The sequence below is a fragment of the Desulfosporosinus orientis DSM 765 genome (genome assembly GCF_000235605.1).
Taxonomy (GTDB): domain Bacteria; phylum Bacillota; class Desulfitobacteriia; order Desulfitobacteriales; family Desulfitobacteriaceae; genus Desulfosporosinus; species Desulfosporosinus orientis.
This window is the reverse complement of sequence record NC_016584.1, coordinates 5,287,694-5,314,032: the sequence shown is the minus strand read 5'-3', so window position 1 is coordinate 5,314,032 and position 26,339 is coordinate 5,287,694. Positions and strand designations below refer to the sequence as shown.

Below are 26,339 nucleotides of genomic sequence, written 5' to 3'. Positions count from 1 at the left end.
CTATGAGAGCAAGAAAGTTTGAAGGCAAGAAATTGCTGATTCTTGGCGGCAATCCGGAGACGGTGCCCCTGGTGGAAGTTGCACACGCAATGGGAGTTAAGACCATCGTGGCAAGCTCCGTTCCTAATGAAGCTGCAAAAAAAGTGGCCTGGATGGCGTCTGATGTAGACGGCATGGACGTACCTGGCCTGGTTGCATTGGCAAGGGAACAACAGGTGGAAGGCGTGCTGGTCGGTGTTGCGGATATGCTTGTCCCGTCCTATTGCAAGGTATGTGACGCACTTGGGTTGCCCTGCTACGCCAAGCAGCAGATTGTTGACGTATTTGCTTTTAAAGATATTTTCAAGACCACCTGTGAGCGTTATGGCATCCATGGTATCCCTGAATTCTACCTTTCTGCCGATATGAACGAAGAGGACATTGCAAAGATTGAGTACCCCGTCATGGTGAAGCCGGTTGACAGCGCAAGTGGACAGGGAATTGTCAAGGCAAACAACAGAGAGGAACTTATGAAAGCGGTTCCGTATGCCCTTTCTTTCTCGAAGAAGAAGCGCTTTATTGTTGAAAAGTACATGGACTGTGAAGATATGGGTATGTACTACACCTTCAAGGATGGCGTGTGCAGTGCATCGTGTATTTATGATCGCTATACGACTAACGAGCAGCCCGGTCTCAGCAAGGTGTGCCTGGGCGGTACATATCCATCCAAGCATCTGAAGGAGTATTTTGAGCGTATGCATAGAAACGCCTTACAGATGTTCAAGGAAATCGGCATCAGTGAAGGTGTGCTGATGCTCTCAGCGTTCTATGAAAACGGTGAATTCTATGTCTATGACACAGGATTCCGCCTCCAGGGTGAGGCTCCTCATCTGCTGATGAAGGCGATTCACGGGTTTGACCAGAGGGAATTGCTGATTCGATTTGCGTTGACCGGCTCTCAGGGAGAGCTTGATCTGAGTACGGTGGACGACGCAAATCTGCGCGGCAAGAGTGCGGCCACACTGTGGTTCCTTCTGAAGAAGGGCACAATTGGCAGCATTGAGGGGCTTGACCGGTGGAAGGATGACCCCGACGCAGTGGCATGTGTCCAGAGCAGGTATGTCGGGGATGAGATCGTTCCTGAGTGGATCGGAACCGAAAAGCAGGTGTTTGCACGGCTGTATCTGGTTTCCGACAACAAGGAGAAGCTGGCACAGGAACTCAAACAATACATGGATAGCGTCAAGGTGCTTGACCAGAACGGTGAAAATATGTTACTCCACGGTTTTGATGTTGAGGAGGCTCTGGAGCTGTGAATGAGAATGAGTGTCACAAATGAAATATATTAACAGCCAAATAAATGGTCGGGAGCAGAACGGACTGGAGCAGAGTAGCCAAGAGACAACCAATCAGGAGCAACTCATAAAAGAGCCCCTCATCAGTGTAATCGTTCCAATCTATGGAATAGAGAGTTATCTAGGCTTGTGTATAGAGAGTTTACTCCGGCAGACCTACAGCAATTTGGAAATTATACTCGTGGATGATGGCTCACCGGACAGGTGCCCTGAAATCTGTGACCTTTACGCCAGAAAGGACAGCCGTATCAAGGTTATCCATAAGAAGAATGGCGGTCTTGTGTCTGCGAGAAAAGCCGGGTTGCTGGCTTCCACAGGAGAGTATGTGGGTTATGTGGATGGTGATGACTGGGTAGGCCCCGAATTTTACGAAGCATTATATACTGAGCTTGCAGTCTGTGGGGCAGATATTGCCGCTGCCGGCCTGAGCAGGGATCTGTTCAATCAGAGCGTCCATTTCTGCAACAGCCTTCCCCTTGGAATATATGAAGGAGAAAAGCTGGACTTTTTGAAAAGAAATATGCTGTCTTACGGGAGCTTTTACAGACCGGGCATTACCACATATGTCTGGAACAAGCTGTTCAAGCGTGAAATTCTGTTTGACTGCCAGCTAAGTGTGGATGACCGCATTACCATTGGTGAAGATGCGGCTGTCACCTATCCAGCCTTGATGCGATGCAAAAAGGTTTGTGTTACAGACAATGTGGCTTACCATTACAGGCAGAGAGAGGATTCCATGCTGAAAAAGGTGGCCAGCTTTGAGTCTGAAGCTCTCCAGCTGAAGTACCTGTATGAATACATGAGTGCTTTTGCTGGAGAGTATGAGGGCAGAGAAGAGTATGAGGAAGCAGACCTGCGGGCGCAGGTGGATGACTATGTTCTCGGAAACTGCATCATGCGTTCCGGCGGCAGAATTCCACACCATGAGGCTGGCTTCTCTGCCTTTGACCCGAAATACTATGGCAAAGATATCCTTCTTTATGGTGCCGGAACATTCGGTCAGCAATTGATGAACCGTATCAAAGAAGGCGGCCACTGCAATGTTGTGAAGTGGGTCGATGATGATTACTGGGAATACCGCAGATGCTGTATGGATGTAGATCATGTGGAAAGCATCACAAAGGCAAAGTATGACTATATTCTCATAGCAACTGTCGATGGCTTTGCTGCAGAGAAAAGGATAAGAAAAATACTGGACTGCGGGGTTTCAGAGGCGAAAGTTCTGACCGTTAAATGCCCAGAGGAATTGCGAAAAGAACTAATACTGGATTATTTGTATTACAGAATTACCTGTATTAACCAGAACCACATATTATCTGATATGTGAATAGAGAGGTAGCAGAAGATGGAGTTGCAAAGATTAAAAGACAAGGTGATTGTGATTTCCGGAGGAACAAAAGGCGTAGGAAGAGCAATGGCAGAGGTTTGCGGTCGGGAAAGTGCCAAGGTTGTAATCGGTGCCCGTGATGAAAAGGCTGCAAAGGAAGCTATCAGGAACATTAAAACCTTTGGTTCTGACGGAATATTTGTCTATACAGATTTGAACAATGTAGAAGACTGTAAAAACCTTATGGATAAGGCCTATGAGACCTATGGGAAGATCGATGGGTTCTTTAACTATGCCGGCATCACGCCGGTGTCCCCATTGGATACCTGCGATCAGGAGACCTTTGATGCAGTCATGAACATCAACTTCCGCGCTTGCTTCTTCTGCTGCCAGCAGGCGATCAAGTATATGAGGATGAATGGAGGCGGGAGTATCGTACTGACGGGTTCTGCTCACGCATGGGGAGGTCAGAAGGACAGAGCTGCTTATGCCTGTTCTAAGGGTGTGCTGCGTATTCTGATGGAACATATTTCCCATAACTATGCATCAGAGCATATCCGCTGCAATTATCTGACCCTTGGTTGGACACTGACAGAGGGTGAGGTTGCATTGAGAATCAGCCAGGGTGAAAGTGAAGCGGAGTTGAGAAGGAGAGTTGCTGGAATTTTGCCGATGGGACGCATGTGCGAGCACAATGACTATACAGAAGCGATCATCTACATGCTGTCCGATGCTTCAGAGATGATGACCGGAAGTACATTCAGAGTGACGGCTGGGGAGTATATTTAAGGAGTAAAGGGCAATCAATTGTCTTATGTGTTAGGGGAAGATTTAATGGAGAGACCGTTAATCAGTATTATTGTTCCGGTTTATAAAGTCGAAAAATATATTAATAAGTGTGTTGCCAGCCTGTTGGTACAGACATATGAGAATTGCGAAATCGTACTTGTGGATGACGGTTCGCCCGATCAGTGCCCTTTGATCTGTGACCAATTCAGCAGGGATTTTGACAATATTACTGCTTTACACAAGCCTAATGGCGGGCTGGGAGATGCCAGGAATTATGGTGTGAGATACTCCAAAGGCGACTGGATTGTCTTTGTGGACTCAGATGACTACGTAGAGCCGACTTATATTGAAGATCTGTGGAATCTTTTGCTAAAGCACGATGCAGATATGGCGATGGCCTCGAGCATCCAGGCGGATGAAGACGGGAATGTAATGGGCAAGAAGCTTCACTTTGAAAGTATATGTGTTTCCGGAGCCGATGCGATTTTTGAGGTATACGCAGGCGACCATGTGGGCTGGAGTGCATATAACAACATTTACCCGAAGAGTGTACTGCTCCAGTATCCTTTCCCTGCCGGGTATTACGAGGATATGGCTTGCATGTATCTGATTGTGGATGCGGTTGATAAGGTTGCAATCGGAGATTATAACCAGAATTACAAGTATGTGCAGCATACAAGCGGGAGCATCCTGAACAGCGCATTGTCTGAGAAGCATATGCACGCCTTTGAGATATGCGAGGAGTTCGCCACTTTTATCGATGAGAAATATCCTGAGCTGGAAATACTGAAGCCATTGATTTATATCCAATCCGTTGTCCAAATGCTGCACAGGCAGCACATGGGATATAAGGATTATAGTAAGGTCTTCCTGATGTACCGGATAATGTTCAGAAAAGCACTTAGTGCGATATTGAAGAATGCAAAAATAAAGAAAAAGACAAAGATGTTCGCATTCCTGCTGAGTACAGAGCCATGGATCTATAAGGTTTGCCATGTTATGGCGAAAGGGAAGAAAAAAGTGACTGAAATCAAGAGAGGTTAGTATGAAAATAAAAATCAGAATCAGAATCAGCGCAATAGTAATTGTTCTACTGGCCTTATCAATGCTGTATCGTATAAATTCCGTGAAGGTTGAATGGTATATGCAATATATATTTTTCGCGCCAATTGTAGTCATGGGATTAATTAAATACTTAAATAATAGAAAAAGGTTTTCGAGTAGTGTTGCAAAGTCTTTGTTTAAAAGTGCAATGCTTCCGCATGTGGTTGCATTTATATATACAGTTGTGCTTTTGATATTTGGACTGGTTCAATCCAAATATTTTAGTCGATGCGTTTCAAGTACTGTGCAGATGCTTTTTATTGGATTATTTGTTCTTTCAATGCTTGTGCTGTATGGGAGAGAGTCAGTTTTTATCATGATAAAGGCCATGGTTGTTTCGTATCTTATAACATTATGCATGGCATTGTATGGAATAGGCATAGCTGGGATGTTAGCTTACATAATAAATCCATTAACATCAATCTATACAAGCTGGTTTGAAATGCACGACCTGTGCCTATCAATAGGATTGATAGTCATATTTCTTCTCTTCTGCAATATAGGCGATCATAGCAGATGGAAGAATATGGCTGTTGTTTTAATTATCATGTTTCTGGGATATAAGCGTATTAGCTTTCTGGCTTGTGTAGTTGCATGTATTTTTGGGTTTTGGGTTCGAAAAAGAGCTTCAGCTGCACAATTGGCCAAACTTTGGTTTGTCGCCGTAGCTATACTTATGTTCTGTTTTGCGTACACGTATATTTGTACAACTGATGTATATAGTGATTTGGCAGCAAGGTTTAGTATTGATACAGCTAGTAGAGTGAAGATATACGCAAACTTCAGGCGGTATTATGATGTGTCCTTTGCCTATTTAGGACAGGGCGTAGGATTTGTAACTAAGATTCTAACTATTCTGCAGCAGTCGAGGTCATTTGGAGTAGGAGGAATTACTGCGTTGCATAATGATCTTTTGTTGCAGTATATTGAGCTTGGTTTTTTCGGTAGTATTTTGTGGTTTGTATATTATATTTTTAGACTTCCGAAAAAACTGAAGAATCGATTTGGCTATAAGATTGAGAGATTGTATTATATTTTGTTAGTTTATGCATTCATAACTTATTGTAGTGATAATACAATGCATTACTATATATTCCAAAGTACATTTTTCCTTATTTTAGGTAGTGAGGTATTTTCGGTTATTCAATCTAGAGAGGGAATTGTGCAACAAATAACAATGCAGGAACGAAATGCTAAAAAAAGTGATTGGCAGGCTTGAGGGTAAACTAGGTAAACTATGGCAGTTATTAGAAAAATGGCAAATGAATATTATGACCTGCCATTAGTAATGAAAGCTGGTATCTGGTTCTTTATTTGTAGTGTTCATTGTATTTAAAAGAAACAGAAAAGGAGGATTAAGAATGAACAATTTTAAATTGGTAATCAAAAATTTTGTTATAAGCGTTAAAAATTTTATTATTTTTCGACGAATAGAAAAAAGAGAATTTATAATTCTTTGTGATAAAAAACTAATTTATTTGGTTAATTCAAAAGTAGCATGTTCTTCAATTAAAAAAACTTTTTTAAAAATGGAAGTTGAAGACAATTATAATATACACGACTTTAATTGGTGTAAGAAAAACAAACTTAATGAAGAAGATAAAAGTTACTATAAATTTACTTTTGTTAGAAACCCTTTTGATAGATTAGCTTCTTGTTATGAGAGCAAATATCATAAAGACAAAGATATATTTGATATATTGCATTTTGACACATATTTAATGGGTATTTTGAAAAATGTCAAAAGTTTTGATGAGTTTGTAAGAAAAGTTATCAAAATTCCTGATGCTTTTGCTGATAGACATTTTCAATCACAATACAATCTTATATTTGATAGAAAGGGAAATTGTTTAGTTGATTATATTGGAAAGTATGAATCTATTTCTGAAGAATATAAAAAAATACAACAAAAATATGAATTGGAAGAGCTTCCTTATTTTAACAAAAGCAATAAGAAAGATTGGATTAATTACTATACAATTGAAACAGCGAATCTAGTATACAATAGGTACAAAAAGGATATAGAAGAATTTGGATATGCAAGTGATTATAATAGACTACTTGAACAGTTAACAAATTAGTTTTGACACCATTCCCTCATTTTGCTCCGTATCAGTGAATACTTTTTTGAATATGGCTTATCCATATTAGTGGTTGGATAAAGAAGGGAGTATTCAGCTGAGGGAATTATTTCGGGGAAATTATTGTTCTAGCGTCTCTTAATGTTGTTTTCAAGGATTGTAGGAAACTAACAGAAAATCTGTAGATTATAGTTTAAATAGTTTAGCGGAAGTAATTGATACAAATAAGTTGCCCTATATCCCAGAGAGTATTTATGCATCGTAGACTTGGGTAACTATTTTAACAATACATTTTATATGGTGAATATATACAATTTATAAAAAATATTAAAAGGATCTTGCTATGCTAAAAAAAATTAATTTAAAATATCTCTTTATAAAACTAATTAACGGGCAAGGTGTCGGAGCTATTTTGGTCAGAGGAGCAAGTCAGTCACTTATAGTCCAAATAATAGGTACGGGCATAAATTTTATATCACAAATCTTATTGGCAAGAATCCTTGGTGTTAATAATTATGGAGATTATATTTATGTTCTTACTTGGATCAATATATTGTTATTGATTGGCGTGATGGGTTTTGACACCGCAACGCTAAGATATATGCCGAGGTATGATGTTGACCAAGACTTGGGGTTGATTAAAGGTTTTTTATTATCAAGCCAAAAAATAGTTCTGATTTCTTCATCGATAGTAACTGCTGGTATCTTATTATTTGTTTTCAATGTATCAAAGTTCAATTACTCTTTAAGAATGGTTTTTTATGTAGGAGCATTACTGGTACAACCTTTAGCCTTATTACAACTATACGCGGCACGTTTGCGTAGTTCAAAGAAAATATTGCTTGCTCAAGTGCCCTTACAAATAATTAGACCTGTATTTTTGATGTTAATAACCGGATGTATCTATATACTTACACAAAGTCATTTACCAGGCGTGTTAGTAATGGCTATTAACTTATGTTCAGTTATTTTCGCACTTGGGTTAAGTATCTGGGCGTTCCGCAAAAACCTTTCTCCAGAAATTCGTAATGCGAGGCCTGACTTCAACACTAAGGAATGGATGAGCGTAGCTATTCCGCTTCTTATTATTTCTGGGATGTCAATGGTGATGGGTCAGATGGATACGGTAATGTTAGGGGCTTTAATTGGAACAGATGTGGCGGGTATCTATTCATCTGCTCAACGAATTTCCACTTTGGTGTTATTTGGTCTACAAGCGGTTAATACTATGGCTGCTCCAATGATTTCAGAACTGTATTATGCCGGAAGAATCAAAGAACTTCAGCGTATGGTTACATTAGCTTCGTGGGGGATTTTCGCAGTAACAAGTATAGGATCTGTTGTTTTAATTTTTTTAGGACATTGGATTTTATCCTTATTTGGGCAAGCTTTTGTTATTGGTTACTTGCCATTAATAATTCTTCTTATTGGTAATGTAATTAATGCACTTTGCGGTTCTGTTGGGTTTATTTTAAATATGACAGGAAACCAGAAAATATCAGGACGGATTATTGCTGGAGGATTAGTAATCAACTTTTTGCTGAATCTATGCTTGATTCCGAAGTGGAATATGACCGGAGCAGCTATAGCTACTGCAACTGGAATGATATATTGGAATCTTTTTATGGTGATTGTAGTAATTCGTAAACTAAAGATTAATCCAACGATTTGTAGGTTTAATTGATATTCGATGCGAGTTGAGGTGATAAATGTTTTCAAACGAGATTTTAGTTAAATGTAAAAAATTAGCTCTGGAATCAGGAGCGCAAATTTTAATCTCCTCTGACGATAGCTGACAGAATATTGCTTTGGCTTAACTTCAGAATGGGATACGGCAGCTATGCAATGCATTGTCGAAGAAGCAGGAGGCATCTTCAGGCAGATGGATGGTACGGAGATGCTGTATAATCGTGAGAACAACCTAAATGAGAAAGGTTTTTATGTAGTTAAAAGAAAACATTTGGGTTTAAGGAGCAATTAGTAATGAAGGAGTTATCAGACATAGAGCTACATGGAGCTGACTTAACTAATATTCTTAAGGAAGTTGAAGATAAGACCTCTGCTCGTGGAGTAATTGAGCATTCCCTTCGCAGATCGACAAATGTTGTGTGGCAAGACACGGATATTACTCGAGACATCCGATCAAATATAAAGGGACAGAAACCATTAACCCTTTGGTTTACAGGACTTTCAGGGTCAGGTAAGTCGACACTTGCTAATGAAGTTGAAAAGAGACTTGTCGCTATGGGTAAGCACACTATGTTACTTGATGGCGATAACATAAGGCATGGTCTTAACAAGAATTTAGGCTTTAAAGAGGTTGATAGAGTCGAAAATATCAGAAGGATCGCCGAAGTTTCTAAACTTATGAATGATGCTGGACTTATTATGATTACTTCATTCATTTCACCTTATAAGAAAGACAGGGAAAATGCGAAAGAAATAATTGGTGAATGTTATATTGAAATATATGTTAGTACCCCACTTGAAGAATGTGAAAAAAGAGATGTAAAAGGTCTCTACAAAAAAGCTAGAGCTGGTGCGATACCCAATTTCACAGGGATTTCAAGTCCTTATGAAGCACCTGAAAATCCAGATATTGAGATTGATACGAGTAAGTTTTCTATCGAGATTGCAACAGATATTGTCATCGAGCAAATTCTGAAAAATTCCTGTAAAGGTTTATCGTTATTATATCCCCAGGAAACTGGTACTTCTCGGAATTTGTCGAACACCTTAAAGGTTCCTGGAAAGTATCAATTCTAGACTGGTCATAAGAATTTTTGCTCTACGTTAATATTTTGGAGGTACAATATGAATACATCTCAAGAACAGTTATTACGTCTACTTAGAGAGGCTATTCATGGTGAAGATTCTATCTGTGAATCATTCTCAGCCATTAATGTAAAGGAACTATTTAATTGTGCGCTCCAACATAGTGTGTATCCTTTTTTGTATTCTACACTTAAGAAATATCATGAGGTGATAGGACTTGACGAACTGGTTATACGTCGTTGGAAAGAGGTCACACTTTACACGGTTGCACAACAAGCAAGTATGATAAAAGAAATAAAAACTGTTTTACAACTATTAGACATCAACGGAATCCCAACAATTCCTATTAAAGGATTAGTGCTCAAGAAACTCTATCCACTGCCTGAGTTGAGAAGTATGGGTGACATGGATCTGCTTATTGGGGAAGAAAATATTCAAAGAACAATTGAGTTGTTGATATCACACGGTTATTATACTGGCACCTATGATTTGGGCGATCCTAGATACATGCATATAGTTATGAGAAAAACCGGTTCATTTCCTATAGAACTACATAGAACACTTTGGCATCCAACAATAATGAAAGCAATGAACAATCAACAATGGGAAAATCATTTATGGGAAAATAAGCGCTTAGTTAAAATGGGCGATTTTGAATTTGCTGCTCTTTCTATAGAAGATGAATTTATTAATATAATCGTACATCTAGCTAGACACACAATGCATGGAGGTGCAAAACTTCGTCAACTTTGTGACTTTGCGCTATTTGTTAAAGAGTATTGGGAAAATCTTGACACTGAATATATTGACAGAACAATTAAATCGATGGACCTTTATAAGTTTTATCAGTACCTCATTTTTACCTGTAATGTATATTTAGGGTTTGAAATTCCGGTTAAGATTGGGACCTCCCAAAAAGATAAACCGGAAAAACTTATTTATCTTATCTTTACTTCATCAGCAACAGTAATACCTTCAGATCATTACAGAAAGATTAATATAATTTTAGATTTAGGTGAACATCTTTGGGAAAAAATAAAAATTATTCTAAAACGTATCTCTTTTATTCCCAAAACGTATAAACTTATTGAACAGTACAGAAAGAGACCTCGTTCTTTACGTAGCATTGGACTTTATTATAGAAACTAATATTATCAGAATTACTTCAGCTCATAAATGATACTGGGTTCGTTATATAATCGAAACGATAAAAAACAACGACTTTACAAATTCGATTGAGGTCCTGAGGTGAAATCGAAAACAAAAAAATGAGTTGAAATACTTGAAGTACTAGATTTTCGATATGGACATTAATTAATTTCAAAAGGGAGCGGCAATATGAAGATTAAGAAGACGGTTATCCCAGCAGCGGGCTTAGGAACACGTTTTCTTCCAGTTACAAAAGCTTTGCCAAAAGAAATGCTGCCTATTGTTGACAAGCCAACTATTCACTACATTGTTGAAGAAGCTGTAAATTCAGGAATAGAGGATATCCTGATTATTATTGACCCCCTCACGATTCGACAAAAAATAATTTACTAACAATCCTTAGAAGTGTATTAAGCATTTCAGGGATTGTTATGTTTGCGGCACAATCCCCTCCGTTCATCGGGAATTGTGCTCGGGTGGGAAAAGACCTTCGAAGATCAACTTCAGGGTCAAACTTTCCGTAAGCGGTGGATAAAAAGCGGCTCGAAAAAACCTTCTGACTTTTGGTATTCTGTTAACAACAGGAATACTAGGAGTCAGGAGGTTTTGTTATGGCTAGAGATTTAGCCCAAGAACAACGTTGGCGAGACCGCATTGAAGAATGCAGCCGAAATGGTCTCTGAAACTTTGGTTACATCAAGTTGGCCCAGTGATGATGGTTCTATTGTCATAACAGTTATATTCGGACTCGTAAGTAATTTGAATACAAAGCATAGTAGAAATGAACTCAGGCGGACATAACCATGGAATGAACTACAAAAGTGCACCAGTTATGGAAAATTGCCATGAGTGTCCTTGGGAAGAAAGTTCGAAGCAATTCTTCGCGTTTTTCTTGAAGATAATAGGTCAAGGATTTTTCATAATACTTAAGTATACCCTTAATAGAAATTTAGGAGAAAAATAGGTAATACAAGTGTAATGCTGATATAAGCCTTAAGGGTGAAGAAAACAAAGATGCTGAAGAATATAATTAATTATCAACTTGTGTGAGTGATTTTAGGAGGATAAGAATGGAGATAGAACTTGATTTACTATTCTTATGGAAAATATTTAAAAAAAGATGGGCGATAGTTCTGATTTTACCAATAATAATCGCCTTTATAACCGGAATTATTGGCTATATCGCGACCTCCAAGCCTATGTATCAAGCCATAACCACATTAGTAATGGGTAATCCAAACGAATCATTTCAAAAAAAAGACCAGGCCGATATCACTGCAATTCTTGCAAGTCCGGAAATGGCTAAAATCTTTGAACCGGTGGTAAAAAGTAGAAATGTTGAACAAAAAGTTATTGATCAATTAAATCTTCCTTTAAAGGTAGAAGAATTCAACAGTAAAATTGAAGTGAATTCTATTCAGGATACGGATATGATTGTGATCAATGTTATTGATGAAAATCCTCAGCTTGCGGCCGACATAGCAAATACTTTAGCTGAGAAATTTGCTGAAGTCGTGATAGAGATAAAAAAAGTAGATACAGTAAGTGTTCTTGATAGAGCCGTTACTCCGGATGAACCGATTAATGTGAATATAATGAAATACGTTCTGGGTGCCTTCTTTATTACTCTTTTAATTTTATTGTCATTAGCTGTATTTATAGAGATGCTTGATAATAAACTTAGAAATGCTGGGGATGTTCAAAAAGTTCTGGATTTGCCTGTTATTGGAATGATTCCTTATGATACGGATTCATTATTCAACTTGAACCCCTTGGTTAGTGAGGCTTATCGAACATTATGCACAAATGTTTATTTTATCACGAAAAATGTAAAGAAAAGGATTATGGTTACCAGCACGGGTCCCCGTGAAGGGAAATCTGTATTGGCAGTTAATCTTGCCATTTCTTTGGTGCAAACTGGTAAACGTGTACTAATTATTGATGCAAATCCGCGTAACCGGATTTTACATAAGTTGCTCAAAATTAATGAAGAGGTGTTGTTCAATGCCTTTGAGGCTGATTCGTTGGAACAGGGCCGTGTTGTTCAGACTCGAATTCAAGAATTGGACCTTTTTACGGTAGGCCAGATTCCGCCAAACCCAGAAGAACTTTTAGATTCAGATAATATGAAGCGTACATTAGCAGATGCTGAATTTGCCTATGATTTTGTTATTATTGATTCTCCGCCAATCTTAGCAGCAATGGCTGATGTGTCAATCCTTGCGCAGATGGTTGACAGCGTTATATTCGTGGTGGGGGCTAACGAGGTTCATCAGGATTTTGCACTTGAAGCTAAAGAGCAACTAGTAAGAGTTGGAGCCAAGATTATTGGAGTTGTACTAAATAAAGTTGATCTAAAGGCGAATGATTATAAATACTATTTCAACAATGGTGAAAGTTCAAATGAAAGAAAAACAAGGCTGTTCAATCGCAGTAAAATACATAACCAACCTAGACAGCTTTCTATATAATACAATTCGCGGTTTAAACATTCCTTGCTCCAACAAATTGTCCCCAGGCTAAAGGCTTATTAAAACTATATAGAGCATTTATAAGTGAAAATAATTAGGTGTACACCTTTCTAATTCGTTTCATTAAAAAAACAAAAATACTGAAGAGGAGCCTACTAATAGTAAAAAGGGCTATCGACTACTTCCTGGTCAATAGGGCACGAAATAGATCCTTGCGTAGTTTCAGACTATATTTAAAGTACTGACTTTTGGCGTTAAGTTTTATTGGGATTTGAATCCCATTGAAAATGGCTTGAACGTTTGTGTTATATTAATATAATATTTCCGCATAACCTATGACTAGGATTAAGAAGGATGTTAGACTCCAAGGATCAAAATAGGATATTATGGCTTAGCTATACATGTCCCAACAACAATAAAGAGGGGTTATAAATGAGAGAATATATTAAGCCCAGTATTAATTGTGTTGAACTTAGGTCAGAAGAAAGTTTAGCTAGTCTGGCTTCTACTTCAGTTTTATGGAAAAGGTATGCTTTATCTGAACAAGTAAATGACAAAAATTCTGTTCTTTTTTGGATAAAGTTTCTTCGCAAATAGATGTTTATATAAGTTCATGCTAGGATTGGGGCAAGGTAAGCTCATATCAATAGTGGACAAGTTCTCAATGAATAAATTTTATATTGGGAAATTAAGGAAGGATATAAAGAGGAAATATGAAGAGGTATATTAAACCTAGTTTTTTTTATGTTGAACTTAGAGTAGAAGAAAGTTTGGCTTGTACAGCTTCAACTTCTTTCCCTCCCAGTGGTCCGGGTCATCCCGGTCGCCCAGGCCATCCAAGTTTGCCAGGCTATCCAAGTTACCCAAGTTACCCAAGTTACCCAAGTCACCCAGGTCATCCGGGTCGTCCAGGCAAAAGATAACTACTTCTATTTCGAACCTGACACATTGTCAGGTTCGGATTTTTGAAAGAGGGGATAAGTATTATCAAGGAAAAGTTATATAATATTGCCGGCATTTCAATAAAAATCATATCATATCAATGTGACCTGTTTGATTCGTTGGAACCTTTTTTGGTACATGATTCCGCAGAAATAAATCTGGAAATAGTAACAAAAGAGATTAATAAAATCACAAAACCTGAAGGTTTTCTTTTGATAGACAGGGAAGCAAAATGGGTTTGTACTTCTGAGGGCTATTATAATAATTCAATTTATATCTGTGATGAAAATACGGGTGAAATTATATGTAAGGCGGATGCTAATCAAGATTGGAGTAGTGCTGAAATATTTATATTAAAGAATAATCAAGCCGATAAGATTAGTATTTTTAAGTTTTTAACAGAAATAATTTTTAGAAATCGTATTATTTTTAAAAAAGGTATTGTAATTCATGCTGCGGCGATATTATGGCAGGGGCTAGGGATTATTTTTACTGCTCCATCAGAAACAGGGAAGTCCACTCAGGCAGAACTTTGGGCTAAGTACATGGGTGCTCGGATTCTTAATGATGACAGACCGGCTTTAAGATTAAATGATGAGAAGACCTATGTTTATGGAACACCTTGGAGCGGAAAAAGGGAGTTATTTTTGAATGAGAGTGCACCTCTGACAGCTATCATTCTGTTAGAGCAGGCATTGCAAAATTCAATAAGCCGACTACCTGTTACAATGGCAGTATCATATATTATGCCAAGATGTTTTTTGCCATATTATAATAAAACAGTAATGGAGAAGTGCCTAAATAACTTAGGACAAATGCTTTCAGATACTCCGGTCTACCTGCTCAAATGCAGACCGGATTTGCAGGCAGTCGAATTAGTTAATAATTTGTTTGAACATAAGTGATAGCCTAAACTAAAGAGTAATTGACATAATATGTAAAAAATGTTAAAGTAAACTAGAATGTATATATATTAAAGTTATAGCAAAAATATTGAACTCGTGAAAATAGGAACACCTCTCTAAGGTAGGTGAATGAATATTAAACAAAGTTATATAAATTTTGATTTTGATATGACTTTTATAAGGAAGAATGATGATATTAAGTCTGTTAATTTTGATGGAGAAATAGCTTTAATAGACATCCATAATGGAGCATACTACTACATGGACTCAATTGGCTCAATAATATGGGAAAAAATCCAAAGTCCTAGCTCGGTAATCCAAATAGCGAGCCAATTGATTTCACAATATGATGTGGATATTGAAACATGTAAAAATCACGTTTACGATTTTATAGTTGAGTTAATTGACAGGGATTTAGTATCAATTCTAATATGAATTTGCTGGGAGATAGGTCATGGGCGCTATTTGTGGCATTTATAATAGAAAGAATGGCCCTATTTCGGAAGAAATTTGCTCAAATATTATGGAGATTATTCAGGGATTTCCTCATGATACTTCACATAGTTGGAAAAATGGATCTGTTTTTTTAGGTAATACAAACGTACATATTACTCCAGAAGCTGAGAATGAAGAATTACCTAAATATGATAAACCAGCAAACATCGTATTAGCTGCAGATGCAATCATTGATAATCGTTCTGAATTGATATCAATCTTGAATTTACCATACAAAGAGACTGCGATGATCACGGACAGTGACTTAATTCTTAAAGCATATCTAAGATGGGGAACTGAATGTTCAAAGTACTTAATCGGTGACTATGCCTTTGCCATATGGGACAATAATAAGAAAGAACTTTTTTGTGTTAGGGATCATGTGGGTAAGAGAACATTTTACTTCTATATGAACAAAGATATATTTGCTTTCTGTACCATAATGAAACCTTTGCTGATTATAAAAGGTAATCAAAGTGATTTAAATCAAGAATGGATTGCAAATTATTTATCATTGCTTGAGCCATTGCATGAGCTAAATATCACTTCAACAATTTATAAAGATATAGTACAGTTGCCCCCTGCCCATTCGATAAGTATAACGAAAAAGGGGACTAAGATTAAAAAGTATTGGGATCCTTTAATGGTTAAGAAGTTAAAGTTAAATACAGATCAAGAATATGAAGAAGCTTTTCGGAACGTGTTCTTCGAAGCTGTTAACTGTCGTTTAAGAGGGAATGGTAACATAGGAGTTATGTTAAGCGGTGGCTTAGATTCAGGTTCATTAGCATGTATAGCAGCCAAAAATATGGCTGAGAGTGGTAAGGTGTTGAAAACATATACATCAATACCCTTTCCTGAGTATAAGAATTGGTTAGGTAATAACTCTCTAGCTGATGAAAGGGATTTTGTTCAATCTATTATTGATAGGTATAACAATATTGATTTTAAATTTTGTGATTCAAAGGGAATTAATTCATATAATAGTCTTAACAGACTTATGAATTTACTAGAACACCCCTTCAAGTTTACTGCTAATTTCTTTTGGATGGATAATATAGCTTCACAATGCAGTAAAGACGGATGCAGTATATTATTAGATGGGCAGTCAGGGAATTTTACGGTATCCTTTGGGGATCTCACAAGTTTCGTAATAACAATGGTTAGAAGAGGAAAATGGTTGACGGCTCTTCAAGAAATTCGAAGCTATTCCGTTGTACTTAATAGAAATCAGATGAGTGTTTTAAAGTATTTTTTGGTACTGATGCTTCCAGAAAAGTTCACGAAAAAATATAGACGAGTATTTCGAAAAAGAAATAATAAGAATGAACAAGAACCCAAGGCTCCTATTAACTTCAAATTATCGACTTGCTGGAAAACGGATGAACTCTTAAAGAAATTAAAACTTGGCAAGTACTATACAAAAAACCAATCCCTATATCAGATACGTAAGTTTATCGCTAATTCGTTATTATTTTCTCAAGCTGGTGAAGCGGAAACAAAGCTTTCGTTGGCTTATGGAATAATAAAACGTGACCCTACTAGAGACAAAAGGGTAATAGAGTTTTGTATGAGTCTGCCTGCAGAACAGTTTGTTAAAGATGGTATAGAAAGAAGTTTGATTCGAAGGGCCATGAAAGGGATATTACCTGAAAAGATTAGGCTTAATTATAGAGTGCGTGGAACACAGAGTGCTGACTGGATACAAAGGTTGCTTCCGGAATGGAAGGAATTAAAAAATGAATTGTTAACAATGCTAGAGAACGACGCGTTAAAACGATATATCGATCTTGGAGTAGTTGAAGATAGTCTGAAAAAAATTGATGAGCTTCCAAAAGATGAAGATTACTATGAAGTACTAACTTTTATGAATATAATTGCATTAGGCCGCTTTTTTAGTCATAATCAGTACAATCCTGTTAATATAATTATTTGATAGATTATTGATTCTTAAGAGGAGGCGAAGTACTTTTGAAGAAGTGGGATAAACCTGTAATCATCAAACTGGATATTAAATCGACAGAAGCCGGAAGCGGTAAAGGTAATGTTGATGGTGTATATTATGATGCACATGGATGGGTCTTGCCTGGTACTAGTGGTCCTGGAGGGAAACCGCCTTTTGAAGAAGTTCCGTAAATTATTACTTGCTCCTTTTAGCACATACTCTTAAGTTGCTTAATTAGCTGACAGCTTTTTAAGCTTTTCTTTTTAGAGCATTTTTAAGCACTTTGCTTAATTCTATTTTAAACGTTCAAGTTTCATGGACAGCGATATATTAAAGGAGAAATATAATTGTATAGTTATAAAGCATTTGGGTTGACTATAATTTCTGAGATTGAGATAGCGGAATTAATACTTGGTGAAGGTAAGCCAGACGTGGCAATTATGTTAGGTCCGGTATCAATTGTGGATCATAAGAAATTAGATGACTTTAATTATTATAAAATATCAAAATCAGAGTTCAAACTTGATGTGAAAGGTGTAGCCAAATACTGTGTTAGGAAAGGTGACTGTATTATAGTTAATCCAGAAAAGAATTCGGATCAGGACACCATTAAGGCTTATCTTATGGGTATAGCAATGGGTGTATTATTAATCCAAAGAGGGGTAACCGCAATACATGGAAGCAGTGTTGATATTGATGGTATTTCGGTCATATTTACCGGCGAATGTGGGGTTGGTAAATCAACCCTCTGTTCAGCCTTTAGAAAAAAAGGATACCAATATCTCGCAGATGATATTTCCGTAGTTACATTCGGTGAAGAAGGTATACCGGTGGTTCACCCTGCTTTTGCGCAACAAAGACTATGCAGCGATACAGCAGAGATGCTGGGCTATGATTTAAGCACTTTGCCATTGGTTTGTACGGGAGAGGATAAATATGCCGTCAATACCGGAGATGATTTCGAATCTAATGCTATTCCTTTGAGAGCGATCGTTGAAATAAAAGTTGAGAACAAAGAAAAGGCGATGTTGAAAAAAGTAAATGGGATAGATAGGATCAGATGTATAAAGAATAATATTTATTGCATCTTGCTATATGAAAAAATCGGTTTAAGTTCTGGATTTATCGAACAATACATAAATATTGCAAAAAACATTTCTGTTTATCGTTTAATTAGACCGGAAGGACAATTTACAGTTGAGGAACAAATCAAATTGGTAGTTAATGCTGTTTCGGATCGAACAGAAAAGGAACCACTGAAAAGTGAGCTACTGATTTGAACTTTTCACGTTCACTAGCTCCAGTTATCATACAGTTGCCGCATCTTAACCAAGCATGAGCATGCAATTGATCCACGTTGGTCTTTGCAATACCAAGATAAAGAGTGCTGGGTATAGTTAGTAATCTTAAAATTATTTGGGTTGTAAACGCACGAACTAAACATTTACTTTCCCAAGGGGTAAAGTTACTTACTTTGTTAACGGACCAACCAACTTTTAAGGCTCTTAAAAGTTGCCTAGAACTAATCTCATTAGGGGACTCCACCATTTTCCTTCCCATAAATAGTGTCAGATAGCGGAAAGGTATAATAAGAATCGCCAAACGGACAATTCCTAAAAGACATAATGACCCTAACAAAAGTAATTTTATTTTCCATGATAGTTTAATAAATTTCTTCAAATGTTTCATAGAGAGCTTCCTCCTCTAAGTACTTTTCGAAGTCGCTAATTCATATCTTCAAAAGGGCTGTCATAGTTGAGGTTAATGTACTCATGGACTTGTAAAGTCCGAATATTCAATTACATTGTAGCATGTATATGGAAGATTATGTCTATGGAATTAATAATTTTTCGGTCTATATAAAGCTTTAGGAGGAGAAAGTTTTGAAGATAAGAGATGGATTTATGCTGCATGAAGTTGCAGGACAGTGGGTAATAGTGCCTTTAGGAGAACGAGTAGTAGAGTTTAATGGTATTATGATGCTTACAGAAAGTGGGGCATTATTATGGAAAGTCTTGGAGAAGGATGTTTCAGAAGAAGAGCTAGTACAAGCCGTACTAATGGAATATTTCGTCGATGCTGAGACAGCTAAAAGAGATGTTCGAGAATTTATTGAAGATATAAGAGGAAAAGGATTACTTGAATAGTTGATTTTAAAGAGTAAACTATGGTCTTTATCGATAAAACTATTTTGAAATAAAAATCCAATATAAGCTGGAGATGGTCTGCAATTGTTTGAAATCAGGAAGATCAAAACGGCTGACATGCTTCCTTTAATTTTGGGAATTCTTGAACTTGGCCAAAACGCAAGAATTACTGTATCTGGCGCCAGCATGTATCCTTTTCTGCGTGATGGTGTAGATAGTGTGGAATTGACGAAAGGAAATTTCGAGAAGTTATCAAAAGGAGACATTGTTATGGTCCGAAGAACGGATGGACACTATGTAATGCACAGGATAATTCGAAAGGCCAATGATTGTTTCTTCATAGTTGGCGATGCTCAACAATGGATTGAGGGACCTTTATTTCCGGAACAACTGGTGGCTGTGGTATCTGTAATATGGCGGAAAGACAAACGTATTAGCTGTATAAACAGCTGGTGGAGGTTGCTTTCTAGGCTTTGGCTTTATCTACGGCCCTTCAGACACTTTTTGTTAAGAGCAAAGAAAAAAATCAAAGTTTTTAGGATTAAGCTCCAAGTGGATTGAACTTGAAATATAAATTTCCTTTACTTTATCTATTGTCAAGAAGTAGTGGGGAGTAAAATACGAGCATGAACATAAAAAGTGAAATCCTGAAAATTTGGGAATTCGCAGGTTGGATCAAGCCAGAAATCAAGCCCTTTCTACCAGGTCTTGCAGTTATTCTGCTAATAGATGTATTGGGGGCTTTGATTAGCGTAGCAACTGCCATTGCTTCTAAAAATATGGTGGATTATGCCATAGATGAAAAACTTGAAATGGCTGGCATTGCGGGAGCCATTTTTGCAGGGTTTATTATTCTAAACATGTTAATGGTTGTATTGGAATCGCTTCTTGCGTTACGTATCTCGGAGTCCTTTTCCAATGTATTACGCCAACGCTTTTTTAAACGATTGTTAGAAAGTGAATGGTTACCGCTTTCTGAATATCATAGTGGGGATCTTATAACACGGTTGACAAGTGATGTGAGTAACATTACAAATTGTATTATAAACTCTATACCGAGCATTTTGGCTCTTGGAGTTCAACTTGTCGCTTCTTTTTTAACATTGCTTTATTTTGAACCTAAGCTTGCCATATTAGCCTTTATATTGGGGCCTTTTACTGTGGTTTTAAGTCGGCTATGGGGTCGTAAACTTAAACACCTTCAAGTCAAGGTCCAGGAATCAGAGAGTTCTTATCGTTCTTATATGCAAGAAGCTATTCAGAATTTTATTATTATCAAAAGTTTTCGCATGGAGAGACACAATCATGATTCTTTGCAAAGCTTGCATGAAAATCGCATGAAATGGATTATTGAACGAAATCGGATAACTCTTGCTGCAAATAATGTAATGTCCCTAGGCTATTGGATAGGATACTTTTTGGCGTTTGGCTGGGGTGCTGTTCGGCTTTCTCAGAAGGCGATTAGCTTTGGTACCATGACAGCCTTTCTCCAATTGGTACAGCAGGTCCAAACCCCATTTTTAGGACTCGCAAGGACTGTACCTCAGATTATTACTATGATAGCTTCAGCAGGACGTTTAATGGAATTAGAAAAAATACCCAAGGAAAAAACGGTGGAACGTTTGCCAATACTTACGGAAGTAGGAATGAATTTTTGTAAGGTTAGCTTTAAGTATACTGATGGTGAGCCGGTGTTGGATAAAATTTCAACCGAAATATTACCTGGTCAATTAGTGGCTTTAATTGGTCCCTCTGGCGAGGGGAAAACGACCCTTGTCAGACTTCTCCTAGCCTTGCTTCGCCCCTCAGAAGGGAAAGTGTACTTTACGGACACTTCGGATGGTCGTTATGAAGCTTCAGCAGCTACTAGAGAATGGGTAACCTATGTACCACAGGGAAATACTCTTTTTAGTGGGACAATTAGAGATAATATAAGGAGCGGAAGAACTGATGCTACATTAGCAGAAATTGAAAACGCTGCACGTTCGGCATGTGCTTGGAGCTTTATCGAAGGTCTTCCTCAAGGTTTGCACACTGTCATTGGAGAGCATGGTCTTGGACTTTCTGAGGGACAAGCCCAAAGGATTGCTATTGCCCGAGCTTTCTTAAAGAAAGCTCCTGTTATGATATTAGATGAAGCTACTTCTGCTTTGGATATGGAAACAGAAATGGATGTTTTGATGGCTATAAAGAATTTGGGGTATCATTGTACTTGCTTGGTTATCACGCATAGATTAACAGCTTTAAGAATATGTTCACGTGTACTTAGAATTCATGATGGAAAAGTCATGGAGGAAAAGGGCATGATTAATTCGATAATGAGAAACGAATTGAACAGTAATTTGATTTATTGATTTATATCCTGAAAATCACGAAAGAGCATAGCCAATACACATGCATCAGTAAGATCCATGAATAAACAAACATGAGCAGCCCCAGGCCAATGACAATTAACTGCTGAGATTTATTTCTTGTACGCCAACAAGCAGCTCCTAAGACAATAGGCAATAACACTTTGAATGCCCGCAGATAATTAGGGCTTGTTTCAGTTAATGTAGCCATAAGTGGATTACCTTCTTCAATGATATGCAGATGTATCCCCCAAAGAGTAAATTCTGCATCCAATATGTTAAAAAAGAGAAGCATTAATGTAAAAATAATAATTCTCTTTTCAAAGGTACTAAGGCTCGTTATGAAATTATGGATAGATTTCTGGCGGGTAAACTCTGAAATAGAAATTCGCCCTCCTTTGTAATAGTGAAATATGGTTTTCTAAGCGGAAATCTAGTCTCTTTGCTTCAGTTTATGTATGGCCTTTTCAATTTATGTAAATATCAAGAAGGGGTTCCCTTATATGACAAACGCCTATAAGAGAACCCCTTTGTAAATTGATAGTAGTTATTAAAAGCAGATTGACGATTCTGCTCATAATAGGTACAATAATTACAGAAAAATGTGGATAATCTTAGGCAATGACGCCGTATCTTATTTGATACGGCTTTTTTTGCTTAAAATGGGGGAATAACGGATGAAATACAGACTTTACCCTATGATCAGCTTGGTTTTACTGGCAATATTTGTGATTTGCGGAGCAACTGCCTACCTCTGGGGAATGCCTGCTGCAAAGCTTATTCCCTTATTAGGAGGGGCCTACATACTTTCCCTGGCAGGTGTGCTGATTGCAGTTAAGGTTAGTTTAGGTAAAGAAATCCAGGATATTACCACGATTTGGGGGGATCTCAAAGACGGAAATTTGTCAGGAGGCAAAGGTAAATCAGCTGCTTCACGGTCGGATAACAATAGCTGGGCCCAGCATATCCACCAGGAGTTTGAGAAAATCAGAGAGGCCATGGAAGCATTTGCCCTGGAAAGTCAGGTGGGTTCCGGTCAAGTGGCTGCCGTAGCGGAACAGATGACTATTTATTTGGCTAAGCTGGCTAAGGGTGCTGATGAGACCTGTGCCGGCACGGAAACTATGAATAATATCAGCCAAGTGATGCTAAACCATGTAGAAAAGACGGTTCAGGAAGTCAATGGCTCTTTAGAGAAGGGGCGTGTCATTGGGGAAACGGGTAAAGCCGCTATGGAAATGGGAAAAGTGGCGGTGGACGAAGCGGGGAAAGTACTTGGCGAGATGAATAAAGCTTCAGGAAAATTGAGCTGGCTGCGGCAAGGGTCGGAAAAGCTGCAGACAGAGATTCAGGGCTTAATGGAGGTGGCCCTTAATGCCGACAGTGTGATTGGAAGTATCGCCAGTATCTCTGAGCAGACCAAGCTCCTGGCCTTAAATGCTTCCATCGAAGCTGCCCGGGCCGGGGAAAATGGGCGGGGCTTCGCGGTGGTGGCCGAAGAAGTTCAGAAACTGGCGGATCAGGTTTCCAATAACGTCAGGGATGTCTCCCTGCATTTGGTAGCTATCAAAAAGCATGCTGATGAAGTGCGCCAGGCGGCATTGGAAGAAGTGGGTCAGATCGATGAAGGGGCGGAAGCCACGGAGAAGGCTCATCAAGTGATTGAAGGAATTAATGGCATTTTGGCAGACGTCTTAGCCAAAACAGAAGACATCAACGCTTTGGCCTCGGAACAAGAAGTGCTCTCCGGTCAAATCCTCGGTTATTCCGCTGAAATGACGGAGCTTAGCCGGGAAACAGGACGCTTTGTCAGCAAAGTTTCAGATATGGTGGAGGAGGAGCGGAGCAGTATTCAGGAAATTGCAGCCTTAGGCCATGTCTTAATGAAAGCGTCCTCGGATTTAACCTCCATCACCCAAGGCTTTTCCCTGGCTTCGGAAAGTGACAATCAAGAAGCGGCAGATAAAGCAGTTAAGATTCTCGTTGATCTGGCAGGGGAAATTGCCAAGGATTTGTCTGCGGGAAGTTCTCCCGATGGGGAGAAGATGAACAAGCTGCTCTCAGCCGCCCTGAGCGCTCACCCTGATTTGGAAGCCTTATGGCTCAACAGAAGGGATGGCACCTTTGTCGAATCCATTCCTCCCGCTGGAATTGTCAACGCCAGCCAGAGAGAATGGTGGAAGGAGGCAGTCAGGGGAAAAAATTATATCTCTCCTGTTTATGTTTCGGCAATTACCCGAAAACCCTGCCGGACTGTAGCTATCCCTGTTGTCAATGACCAAGGTGAGGTTAACGGCGTCCTGGGCACAGATTTAAAATGCAGTGCTTAGAGTTCAATTGTTGCCTGCAGGCGCAGGCGGCAGACTATAGTTTAAAGCCTTGTGAGCTTCCCTTTGAGGATGAATCGCAAGGTTTTTTGTTTTAACCGGGGTGTTACCTTGGAGGAAATGATGATCTTACGCAGAACTATTATTGGTATCACTAGACGGGAGTGTTATCTTAGCCTGAAACTTAAGTGTCTAACTAGTGTATATACCCTGCAAAAAGTGGCCCTGATTTAAAACTGGAAGATGAATTTAATAATAAGGAGCTTATTTTATGAAATTAATGATTAAGGCAATACTTCTAATTTTTTTGGTTTTTTATCTCTCAGGATGTGGGACTTCTGCTAACTCTAAAAATTCCCAGACTCCCCAGACTGCACAGGATCAGACAGAGGCATCCTCCAATCCGAGCTCTCAACCCCCCCTTGAACCTGCGCAGCCGGCTGCTGCAGACTGTCGATGGATAGGGGTAGATCAGGACATTGTCAGCCCTAATGAAATTAAGGCTGACGGCAAACAGGATGGGCACTTTCATCTGACCCTGTCCGTCAATCAATCTGTAGCCCTTAAATCTATCATGATCCGCTATTCTGAATTCGGCAAATCCTTAAAGTGGACTTGGATCTATAATCAAAACCTGCCTATACAGGGATATGTGATGGGATTAGTGGACGAGAGCGGCAAGGCAATACTTCCCCAGGGGGACAATGGCTATATAGTGAATGGATTAACGGATTTTGATTTGTATCTTTCTGAACTCGAAAATGAAAATGGCCGAGACACCCTTAAATTTGCGGCTAACCAAACCTTTGATCTTCAAATTAATTATGTTACGGAAAAAAACGAAGAAAAAGAATTTAGGAACACCCTGAAAATTCAAAGTGAGGGAACCAACGGAGTCAATCCATAAAGGTGGCTGAGTAGAGTGGAGTACATGTTGGCAATGCTTAGGTGGATTCAAACTATGCGCAATCCTCTCTTAGATCATTTTTTTATTGGGGTTACGATTTTAGGCGAAGAGTATTTTGCCATTGCTGTCATCTGTTTGATTCTTTGGTGTGTCAATAAAAAAGCCGGTTATCGAATCGGCTTTGCCTACATATCCTCATGGATCTTGAATTTTTCCTTGAAAGAAATCATTCATCTGCCCAGACCTTTCGAATTAGACAAAAGGATTATCCCCCTGCGGCCGGAAACCGCGACGGGATACTCATTTCCCAGCGGGCATACCCAGAGCCTGACATCTTTAGTCACAGCAGTCATGCTGGCTTTAAAAAAGAAGTGGATGTACCTGCCGGGGATCCTGCTCATCTTCCTCATCGCCGGCTCCCGGCTTTATTTAGGTGTGCACACCTTATTAGACGTAACCGGAGGAGCCCTGTTAGGTATCTCCTGGATTTTTGCTGCCAATATCATCTTCGATTATGCGGAAAGTACAGGCAGAAAAGCAGTCTTCTTAATTATCACAGTCCCCATGCTGGTGGGCATGGTGTTTATTCTAACCAATGAGTACTACAAAATTGCCGGGACCTTTACAGGTCTAATGCTAGGCTATTTCCTGGATTCCTTCTATATAAAGTATCAAGTCCAGGGAAATATCCGGCAAAGATTCGTAAATTATATCCTGGGGATCGCGGTACTCCTCTTAATCAAAACCTTGGTCAAAAAAGTGTTAGGGGACTCCCTGCCGGCTGACTTTCTCCGCTACTTCCTGATTGGAACCTGGATCACCGTTTTGGCCCCCATGCTCTTTAACAAGATGTGGAGGAAGGGCTCCAAGTACACTCAGCGATCTGAGCAATCTGGGCACACTAAGACACCGCCCTTTTAAACCTACCATAGACTCAAACCCTTGAGTATTTAATCTAAAATCTCAAAAACTAATCCATAAAACACCCCCAAAAAACACCCCAAAAAAACCATACTGAAAACCTCCCGGACCCGAAAGTCAGGGCAGTTTCGTCCACAGAAGTGAACCCATTGCATGGAGAGGCGGTTAAGCCCACAAGCGGCTGCGGGGAATGCGGAGCCATGGTTAACATCAGGTACTACCCGGAGGTTTGGCACAGCTCCCGCAGCTGCGAGTGGGCGAGCCTCGGAATGCTGGGTGAGCGGATGTGGCGAAACTGCCCGACCCCGCGAGCGTTCTCCTATCATTATCAGATAAAGAGGAGTTCAGACACATTCTGTTATCAATAAA

General features: G+C 38.9%; 24 protein-coding genes and 2 pseudogenes. 24 read left to right on the top strand and 2 right to left on the bottom strand.

The window, feature by feature from the left end:
* Positions 1-2: 2 nt before the first annotated feature.
* The 18 genes and pseudogenes from DESOR_RS24630 (at position 3) to DESOR_RS24560 (ending at position 18,597) form a co-directional block, all read left to right on the top strand.
* The gene (locus DESOR_RS24630; protein WP_014187312.1) at positions 3-1,295 is read left to right on the top strand and encodes an ATP-grasp domain-containing protein; all 1,293 of its coding nucleotides are present in this window, start codon (positions 3-5) and stop codon (positions 1,293-1,295) included.
* Between the two features lie 19 nt (positions 1,296-1,314).
* A complete protein-coding gene (locus tag DESOR_RS27580) occupies positions 1,315-2,661 on the top strand; it encodes a glycosyltransferase family 2 protein (protein ID WP_014187311.1) in 1,347 nt (448 codons plus the stop codon).
* A gap of 18 nt (positions 2,662-2,679) precedes the next feature.
* Positions 2,680-3,450 (top strand): SDR family NAD(P)-dependent oxidoreductase, encoded by a 771-nt coding sequence (locus DESOR_RS24620; protein ID WP_014187310.1) that lies wholly within the window; start codon positions 2,680-2,682, stop codon positions 3,448-3,450.
* 45 nt (positions 3,451-3,495) lie between these two features.
* Complete coding sequence (locus DESOR_RS27575; protein WP_052304339.1) at positions 3,496-4,494, top strand: glycosyltransferase family 2 protein; 999 nt, start codon at positions 3,496-3,498, stop codon at positions 4,492-4,494.
* Between the two features lies 1 nt (position 4,495).
* Entirely contained in the window at positions 4,496-5,773 is a 1,278-nt protein-coding gene (locus tag DESOR_RS24610; protein WP_014187308.1) for an O-antigen ligase family protein, read from the top strand.
* 142 nt (positions 5,774-5,915) lie between these two features.
* A complete protein-coding gene (locus tag DESOR_RS24605; protein ID WP_014187306.1) occupies positions 5,916-6,635 on the top strand; it encodes a sulfotransferase family 2 domain-containing protein in 720 nt (239 codons plus the stop codon).
* Positions 6,636-6,978: 343 nt separating this feature from the next.
* On the top strand, positions 6,979-8,319 hold the full coding sequence (locus tag DESOR_RS24600) for a flippase (RefSeq protein WP_014187305.1): 1,341 nt from the start codon (positions 6,979-6,981) through the stop codon (positions 8,317-8,319).
* A 108-nt stretch (positions 8,320-8,427) separates the two neighbouring features.
* On the top strand, positions 8,428-8,616 hold the full coding sequence (locus tag DESOR_RS30885; RefSeq protein ID WP_427854254.1) for an inositol monophosphatase family protein: 189 nt from the start codon (positions 8,428-8,430) through the stop codon (positions 8,614-8,616).
* A 92-nt stretch (positions 8,617-8,708) separates the two neighbouring features.
* Positions 8,709-9,296: pseudogene (gene cysC, locus DESOR_RS24595) on the top strand (adenylyl-sulfate kinase); the annotation flags it as partial.
* 153 nt (positions 9,297-9,449) lie between these two features.
* On the top strand, positions 9,450-10,559 hold the full coding sequence (locus DESOR_RS24590) for a nucleotidyltransferase domain-containing protein (protein WP_014187304.1): 1,110 nt from the start codon (positions 9,450-9,452) through the stop codon (positions 10,557-10,559).
* Positions 10,560-10,748: 189 nt separating this feature from the next.
* Positions 10,749-10,913: pseudogene (locus DESOR_RS24585) on the top strand (sugar phosphate nucleotidyltransferase); the annotation flags it as partial.
* A gap of 716 nt (positions 10,914-11,629) precedes the next feature.
* Positions 11,630-13,030 (top strand): tyrosine-protein kinase domain-containing protein, encoded by a 1,401-nt coding sequence (locus DESOR_RS24580; RefSeq protein WP_014187302.1) that lies wholly within the window; start codon positions 11,630-11,632, stop codon positions 13,028-13,030.
* 804 nt (positions 13,031-13,834) lie between these two features.
* Positions 13,835-13,999, top strand: a complete 165-nt coding sequence (locus tag DESOR_RS29535) for a hypothetical protein (RefSeq protein WP_158309071.1) — start codon at positions 13,835-13,837, stop codon at positions 13,997-13,999.
* Positions 13,996-14,877 (top strand): hypothetical protein, encoded by an 882-nt coding sequence (locus DESOR_RS24575; RefSeq protein WP_014187300.1) that lies wholly within the window; start codon positions 13,996-13,998, stop codon positions 14,875-14,877. Before DESOR_RS29535 ends, DESOR_RS24575 begins: the two co-directional genes overlap by 4 nt.
* Positions 14,878-15,006: 129 nt before the next feature.
* Entirely contained in the window at positions 15,007-15,312 is a 306-nt protein-coding gene (locus DESOR_RS24570; protein WP_014187299.1) for a PqqD family peptide modification chaperone, read from the top strand.
* 19 nt (positions 15,313-15,331) lie between these two features.
* The gene (locus DESOR_RS24565) at positions 15,332-17,308 is read left to right on the top strand and encodes an asparagine synthase-related protein (RefSeq protein WP_014187298.1); all 1,977 of its coding nucleotides are present in this window, start codon (positions 15,332-15,334) and stop codon (positions 17,306-17,308) included.
* A gap of 35 nt (positions 17,309-17,343) precedes the next feature.
* Positions 17,344-17,508 (top strand): hypothetical protein, encoded by a 165-nt coding sequence (locus DESOR_RS29530; protein ID WP_014187297.1) that lies wholly within the window; start codon positions 17,344-17,346, stop codon positions 17,506-17,508.
* A 156-nt stretch (positions 17,509-17,664) separates the two neighbouring features.
* Complete coding sequence (locus DESOR_RS24560) at positions 17,665-18,597, top strand: phosphoenolpyruvate carboxykinase (ATP) (protein WP_014187296.1); 933 nt, start codon at positions 17,665-17,667, stop codon at positions 18,595-18,597.
* Here the strand turns inward: DESOR_RS24560 and DESOR_RS28460 are convergent.
* Complete coding sequence (locus tag DESOR_RS28460; RefSeq protein ID WP_014187295.1) at positions 18,539-19,006, bottom strand: lasso peptide biosynthesis B2 protein; 468 nt, start codon at positions 19,004-19,006, stop codon at positions 18,539-18,541. The two genes, DESOR_RS24560 and DESOR_RS28460, sit on opposite strands and share 59 nt — an antisense overlap.
* Before the next feature lie 194 nt (positions 19,007-19,200).
* Here DESOR_RS28460 and DESOR_RS24555 point away from each other — a divergent pair, with 194 nt between their 5' ends.
* From DESOR_RS24555 to DESOR_RS24545, 3 genes are all read left to right on the top strand, one after another.
* The gene (locus tag DESOR_RS24555) at positions 19,201-19,464 is read left to right on the top strand and encodes a PqqD family protein (RefSeq protein WP_014187294.1); all 264 of its coding nucleotides are present in this window, start codon (positions 19,201-19,203) and stop codon (positions 19,462-19,464) included.
* A gap of 84 nt (positions 19,465-19,548) precedes the next feature.
* Positions 19,549-20,025 (top strand): S24/S26 family peptidase, encoded by a 477-nt coding sequence (locus DESOR_RS24550; RefSeq protein WP_014187293.1) that lies wholly within the window; start codon positions 19,549-19,551, stop codon positions 20,023-20,025.
* A 65-nt stretch (positions 20,026-20,090) separates the two neighbouring features.
* Positions 20,091-21,818: an ABC transporter ATP-binding protein gene (locus DESOR_RS24545; RefSeq protein WP_014187292.1), complete on the top strand. Its 1,728-nt coding sequence runs from the start codon at positions 20,091-20,093 to the stop codon at positions 21,816-21,818.
* Between the two features lies 1 nt (position 21,819).
* Here the strand turns inward: DESOR_RS24545 and DESOR_RS24540 are convergent, their stop codons facing one another.
* The gene (locus DESOR_RS24540; RefSeq protein WP_042331632.1) at positions 21,820-22,110 is read right to left on the bottom strand and encodes a DUF5658 family protein; all 291 of its coding nucleotides are present in this window, start codon (positions 22,108-22,110) and stop codon (positions 21,820-21,822) included.
* Between the two features lie 382 nt (positions 22,111-22,492).
* Between DESOR_RS24540 and DESOR_RS24535 the strand changes: the two genes are divergently transcribed.
* The 3 genes from DESOR_RS24535 to DESOR_RS24525 all read left to right on the top strand — a co-directional run bounded on the left by DESOR_RS24535 (position 22,493) and on the right by DESOR_RS24525 (position 25,970).
* Positions 22,493-24,145: a methyl-accepting chemotaxis protein gene (locus DESOR_RS24535; RefSeq protein ID WP_014187290.1), complete on the top strand. Its 1,653-nt coding sequence runs from the start codon at positions 22,493-22,495 to the stop codon at positions 24,143-24,145.
* A gap of 268 nt (positions 24,146-24,413) precedes the next feature.
* Positions 24,414-25,049: an LptM family lipoprotein gene (locus DESOR_RS24530; RefSeq protein WP_014187289.1), complete on the top strand. Its 636-nt coding sequence runs from the start codon at positions 24,414-24,416 to the stop codon at positions 25,047-25,049.
* A gap of 24 nt (positions 25,050-25,073) precedes the next feature.
* Entirely contained in the window at positions 25,074-25,970 is an 897-nt protein-coding gene (locus DESOR_RS24525) for a phosphatase PAP2 family protein (RefSeq protein ID WP_148265410.1), read from the top strand.
* Positions 25,971-26,339 lie beyond the last annotated feature (369 nt).

Coding starts and splice junctions, on each gene's coding strand:
- DESOR_RS24630 (WP_014187312.1), top strand. CDS start 3: ATGAGAGCAAGAAAGTTTGAAGGCAAGAAATTGCTGATTCTTGGCGGC.
- DESOR_RS27580 (WP_014187311.1), top strand. CDS start 1,315: ATGAAATATATTAACAGCCAAATAAATGGTCGGGAGCAGAACGGACTG.
- DESOR_RS24620 (WP_014187310.1), top strand. CDS start 2,680: ATGGAGTTGCAAAGATTAAAAGACAAGGTGATTGTGATTTCCGGAGGA.
- DESOR_RS27575 (WP_052304339.1), top strand. CDS start 3,496: ATGGAGAGACCGTTAATCAGTATTATTGTTCCGGTTTATAAAGTCGAA.
- DESOR_RS24610 (WP_014187308.1), top strand. CDS start 4,496: ATGAAAATAAAAATCAGAATCAGAATCAGCGCAATAGTAATTGTTCTA.
- DESOR_RS24605 (WP_014187306.1), top strand. CDS start 5,916: ATGAACAATTTTAAATTGGTAATCAAAAATTTTGTTATAAGCGTTAAA.
- DESOR_RS24600 (WP_014187305.1), top strand. CDS start 6,979: ATGCTAAAAAAAATTAATTTAAAATATCTCTTTATAAAACTAATTAAC.
- DESOR_RS24590 (WP_014187304.1), top strand. CDS start 9,450: ATGAATACATCTCAAGAACAGTTATTACGTCTACTTAGAGAGGCTATT.
- DESOR_RS24580 (WP_014187302.1), top strand. CDS start 11,630: ATGGAGATAGAACTTGATTTACTATTCTTATGGAAAATATTTAAAAAA.
- DESOR_RS24570 (WP_014187299.1), top strand. CDS start 15,007: ATGAATATTAAACAAAGTTATATAAATTTTGATTTTGATATGACTTTT.
- DESOR_RS24565 (WP_014187298.1), top strand. CDS start 15,332: ATGGGCGCTATTTGTGGCATTTATAATAGAAAGAATGGCCCTATTTCG.
- DESOR_RS28460 (WP_014187295.1), bottom strand. CDS start 19,006: ATGAAACATTTGAAGAAATTTATTAAACTATCATGGAAAATAAAATTA.
- DESOR_RS24545 (WP_014187292.1), top strand. CDS start 20,091: ATGAACATAAAAAGTGAAATCCTGAAAATTTGGGAATTCGCAGGTTGG.
- DESOR_RS24540 (WP_042331632.1), bottom strand. CDS start 22,110: ATGCTTCTCTTTTTTAACATATTGGATGCAGAATTTACTCTTTGGGGG.
- DESOR_RS24535 (WP_014187290.1), top strand. CDS start 22,493: ATGAAATACAGACTTTACCCTATGATCAGCTTGGTTTTACTGGCAATA.
- DESOR_RS24530 (WP_014187289.1), top strand. CDS start 24,414: ATGAAATTAATGATTAAGGCAATACTTCTAATTTTTTTGGTTTTTTAT.
- DESOR_RS24525 (WP_148265410.1), top strand. CDS start 25,074: ATGTTGGCAATGCTTAGGTGGATTCAAACTATGCGCAATCCTCTCTTA.